The sequence below is a fragment of the Streptomyces murinus genome (assembly GCF_002154555.1).
Classification (GTDB): domain Bacteria; phylum Actinomycetota; class Actinomycetes; order Streptomycetales; family Streptomycetaceae; genus Streptomyces; species Streptomyces murinus.
Genome location: NZ_MUNF01000077.1, coordinates 1 through 4,242, shown reverse-complemented (window position 1 = coordinate 4,242; position 4,242 = coordinate 1). Strand labels below are relative to the sequence as shown.

At 70.9% G+C, this 4,242-nt stretch carries 3 protein-coding genes; all 3 read left to right on the top strand.

Features of this window, described 5'->3' with window-relative positions; genetic code table 11:
• Window positions 1–248: 248 nt before the first annotated feature.
• Window positions 249–962, top strand: a complete 714-nt coding sequence (locus CCN72_RS06115) for a dienelactone hydrolase family protein (protein ID WP_085568297.1) — start codon at window positions 249–251, stop codon at window positions 960–962.
• 249 nt (window positions 963–1,211) lie between these two features.
• Complete coding sequence (locus CCN72_RS06110; protein ID WP_086806645.1) at window positions 1,212–2,120, top strand: phytanoyl-CoA dioxygenase family protein; 909 nt, start codon at window positions 1,212–1,214, stop codon at window positions 2,118–2,120.
• A gap of 488 nt (window positions 2,121–2,608) precedes the next feature.
• Window positions 2,609–4,228: a GMC oxidoreductase gene (locus tag CCN72_RS06105; RefSeq protein WP_107430073.1), complete on the top strand. Its 1,620-nt coding sequence runs from the start codon at window positions 2,609–2,611 to the stop codon at window positions 4,226–4,228.
• Window positions 4,229–4,242 lie beyond the last annotated feature (14 nt).

Genomic DNA, 4,242 nt, shown 5'->3' with positions numbered 1-4,242 from the left:
GCCGGACGCGGGCAGCGCGAGGTAGGCGTGGATCTCTTTGCCGTTGCGGACGAAGTGGGTGTTCTGCCGTGCCTGGGGGGCGCTCATCTTCTGCGGTTCTCCTTGAAGGGGACGAGTCCGGTGGCCTGGGCGGCTTTCGGGTGCGAAGGGGGCCGGGGCCCCGCCGGGGCGGCGGGGCCCCGGCCCCCTTCGCACCCGAAAGCCGCCCAGGCCACCGGACTCGTCCCCTTCAAGGAGAACCGCAGAAGATGAGCGCCCCCCAGGCACGGCAGAACACCCACTTCGTCCGCAACGGCAAAGAGATCCACGCCTACCTCGCGCTGCCCGCGTCCGGCCGTGGGCCCGGCGTGATCCTCATCCAGGAGTGGTGGGGGCTGACCGACCACATCGCCGACGTGGCCGACCGGCTCGCCGCGGCGGGCTTCGTCGCCCTGGCGCCCGACCTGTTCGGCGGCCGTACCACCCACGACTCCGACGAGGCCGGGAAGATGATGAGCGACCTCCCCCTGGAACAGGGCGTCGCGGACCTGGTCGGCGCCGTGGACTGGCTCCTGGAGCACGAGGCCGTCAAGGGCGACGCCCTGGGCACCGTCGGGTTCTGCATGGGCGGCGGCTTCGTCCTCGCGCTCGCCGCGGCCGCCGGCGAGAAGATCGCCGCGGCCGTCCCCTTCTACGGCGTCTTCGCCGGCGAGGACCCCGACTTCTCCGGGATGAAGGCCGCCGTCCTCGGCCACTTCGGGGAGAAGGACACCTACGCCCCGCCGGAGCGCGCACAGGACCTCGCCCGGCAGATCCGCGGCCAGTCCGGCGCCCCCGTGGAGCTCCAGTTCTACCCGGCGGGCCACGCCTTCCACAACGACGAGAACCTCCTCGGCACCTACGACGAGACCCAGGCCCAGCTCGCCTGGAAGCGCACCCTGACCTTCCTCACGGAGCAGCTGACCGTTCCGGCGACCGCCTGACCGGCCCCGCACCGACCTGATCCACCCCGAGGGACCGGCCACCGACGGCCGGTCCTCCCGGGCCGACATCCCCGGGCCGACACGACGCCGTGCCGATGGGACGCCGCGCCGACACGCACCCGTGCCGCTACGACACCCGTGCCGCTACGACGCCGTGCCGTCACGACACCCGCGCCGCCACGGCCCCGACCCGCCGCCGGAGCATTCCGCCCCGGCCCCGCATTTCTTTTCCTGACGCAGAGGTGAGACATGCACGCTCTCGACGCAACCCAGCTCGACCAGTACGCCGCCAAGGGCTACCTCGTGGTGGAGAACGTCCTCAGCGCTTCCGAACTCCAGGAACTGCGCGAGGTCACCGACAGCTTCGCCGCCCAGGCCGGCGACGAGAACGCCGACCGCCGCATCCTCGACATCGGCGAGCACGAGGGCCACCCCTACGTGCGGCGCGTCAAGTCGCCCCACCGCCACCACCCGGTCTACGACGCCACGGTGCGCCACCCCCGCATCCTCGACATCGTCGCCGGCCTCCTCGGCAACGACCTGCGCCTGTACGGCAGCAAGATCAACCTGAAGCTGCCCTCCGGCACCGGCGACGCCATCCAGTGGCACCAGGACTGGGGCTTCTACCCGCACACCAACGACTCCCTCGTCGCGGTCGGCGTCCTCCTGGACGACATGACCGAGGAGAACGGGCCCCTCCTGGTCGTGCCCGGATCGCACCTGGGCGAGGTGTACTCCCACAACCAGGGCGGCCGTTTCGCCGGTGCCCTTGACCACACCCAGATCAAGGACATGCTCGACAACGCCGTCCAGCTGACCGCGCCCGCCGGGTCCATCACCCTGCACCACGTCCGCGCCGTCCACGCCAGCGGCCCCAACCGCTCCACCGGTTCACGGCGGATCATCTTCCAGAACTACGCCGCCGCCGACGCCTGGCCGCTCGTGGGCTGCGGCGCCCCCGGCGACCGCCACCTGTGCGCGGGCGGCGACTGGGACGCCTACCAGGACCTGCTGGTGCGCGGCCAGGACCGCCAGGTCCGCCTCGCCTCGGTCCCGGTCCATCTGCCGCTGCCCGGCGCGCAGGACTCCTCCTCGGTGTTCACCACCCAGAGCGGCGCCGACAAGAACTACTTCGCCTCCTCGGGAGCCATGGAGTGAGCAGCGCCCGCCAGTCCGCCACCCCGCCCGGAGCCGAGGCCGCTCCGGGCGGGGCCGGCGCCACGCCCCGCCCCGGCGCCCTGCGCGCCCTGTTCGTCTACCGGCTGATCTCCCGGGCCTACTTCCATCTGCCGGTCCTGTTCGCCTTCCTCTATCTGCACCACCTCGGCATCGCCCTCGCGCAGACCCTGCTGGCCCTGTACGGGTTCACCGTGATGGTCTCCGGGGCGTTCGTCGGCCGCTTCTCCGCCGCGTTCGGGCCCCGCACCCTCCTGGTCGGCGGGGAGATCGTCAAGGCGGCGGGCCTGCTGCTGATCGGCACGGTCGCCGGCGGCACCCCGGGCCTGGTCGCGGGACAGGTCCTGAGCGGCTTCGGCTACGCGCTGACCGCGAGCGTCGAGTCGCCGCTGGTCGGCGTCCTGGAACCGGACCGCGAGCGGGCCTCGAAGATCCAGGCCCGCACCCAGAGCTGGATCTTCGCGGTCGTCATGGTCTCCGGCATCGCCGGCGCCGTGATCTTCCAGCACACCCGGCTCACCGTGTTCCTGCTCTCGGCGCTCGCCTGCGCGGCCGCCGCCACCGCCGCCGATGGTTCCGGCAGCACGTTCGTGCCCGCCGTCGTGGTCGGCACCGGGTACGGCGCGGCCGTCTCCGCCCTGCGGCTCGGCGAGGCCGGGGTCTCCACCCTGATGCTGGAGATGGGCCAGCTGTGGAACCAGCCCGGCCCCGACGGCAACATCTTCTGCGGGATGCTCAAGCCCGACAAGCGCTCCAGCTGGTTCAAGACCCGCACCGAGGCCCCGCTCGGCTCCTTCCTCTGGCTCGACCTGGCCAACCGGGACATCGACCCCTACGCGGGCGTACTGGACCGGGTCAACTTCGACCAGATGTCCGTGTACGTCGGCCGCGGGGTCGGCGGCGGCTCGCTCGTCAACGGCGGCATGGCCGTCACCCCCCGGCGCTCCTACTTCCAGGAGGTGCTGCCCCAGGTCGACGCCGACGAGATGTACGGCACCTACTTCCCGCGCGCGAACTCCGGTCTGCGGGTCAACAACATCGACAAGGACTGGTTCGAGCAGACCGAGTGGTACCAGTTCGCCCGCGTCGCCCGTCAGCAGGCCGAGAGCGCCGGCCTGAAGACCACGTTCGTGCCCAACGTCTACGACTGGGACTACATGCGCGGTGAGGCGGACGGCACCGTGCCCAAGTCCGCGCTGGCCGCCGAGGTCATCTACGGCAACAACCACGGCAAGGTCTCCCTGGACAAGAGCTACCTGGCGGCCGCCCTGGGCACCGGCAAGGTCACCATCGAGACCCTGCACCAGGTCAAGACGATCCGTCAGCAGAACGACGGAACGTATCTGCTGACCGTCGAGCAGAAGGACCCCGACGGCAAGCTGCTCGCCACCAAGGAGATCTCCTGTCGCCACCTCTTCCTGGGTGCCGGCAGCCTCGGCTCCACCGAACTGCTGCTGCGCGCCCGGGAGACCGGCACCCTCCCCGCCCTCAGCTCCGCGATCGGCGGCGGCTGGGGCCCCAACGGCAACATCATGACCGCCCGCGCCAACCATGTGTGGAACCCCACGGGCAGCAAGCAGTCCTCGATCCCGGCCCTCGGCATCGACGACTGGGACAACCCGGACAACCCCGTCTTCGCCGAGATCGCCCCCATGCCGGCGGGCCTGGAGACCTGGGTCAGCCTCTACCTGGCCATCACCAAGAACCTGCAGCGCGGCACCTTCGTCTACGACGCCGCCAAGGACCGCGCGGACCTGCGCTGGACCCGGGAGCAGAACGCGCCCGCGGTCGCCGCCGCCAAGTCGCTGTTCGACCGCATCAACAAGGCCAACACCACCATCTACCGCTACGACCTCTTCGGCAAGCAGATCAAGGCGTTCGCCGACGACTTCTGCTACCACCCGCTCGGCGGCTGCGTCCTCGGCGAGGCCACCGACAACTACGGCCGGGTGTCCGGATACAAGAACCTCTACGTCACCGACGGCTCGCTCATCCCCGGCAGCATCGGCGTCAACCCGTTCGTGACCATCACGGCGCTGGCGGAGCGGAACGTCGAGCGTGTCATCAAGGAGGACATCGCGGGTTCCTGACGAGCGGCGGGGCG

Excerpts from the sequence above, each read along its gene's own strand:
- CCN72_RS06110 (WP_086806645.1), top strand. The coding sequence starts at position 1,212 with ATGCACGCTCTCGACGCAACCCAGCTCGACCAGTACGCCGCCAAGGGC.
- CCN72_RS06115 (WP_085568297.1), top strand. The coding sequence starts at position 249 with ATGAGCGCCCCCCAGGCACGGCAGAACACCCACTTCGTCCGCAACGGC.
- CCN72_RS06105 (WP_107430073.1), top strand. The coding sequence starts at position 2,609 with ATGGTCTCCGGCATCGCCGGCGCCGTGATCTTCCAGCACACCCGGCTC.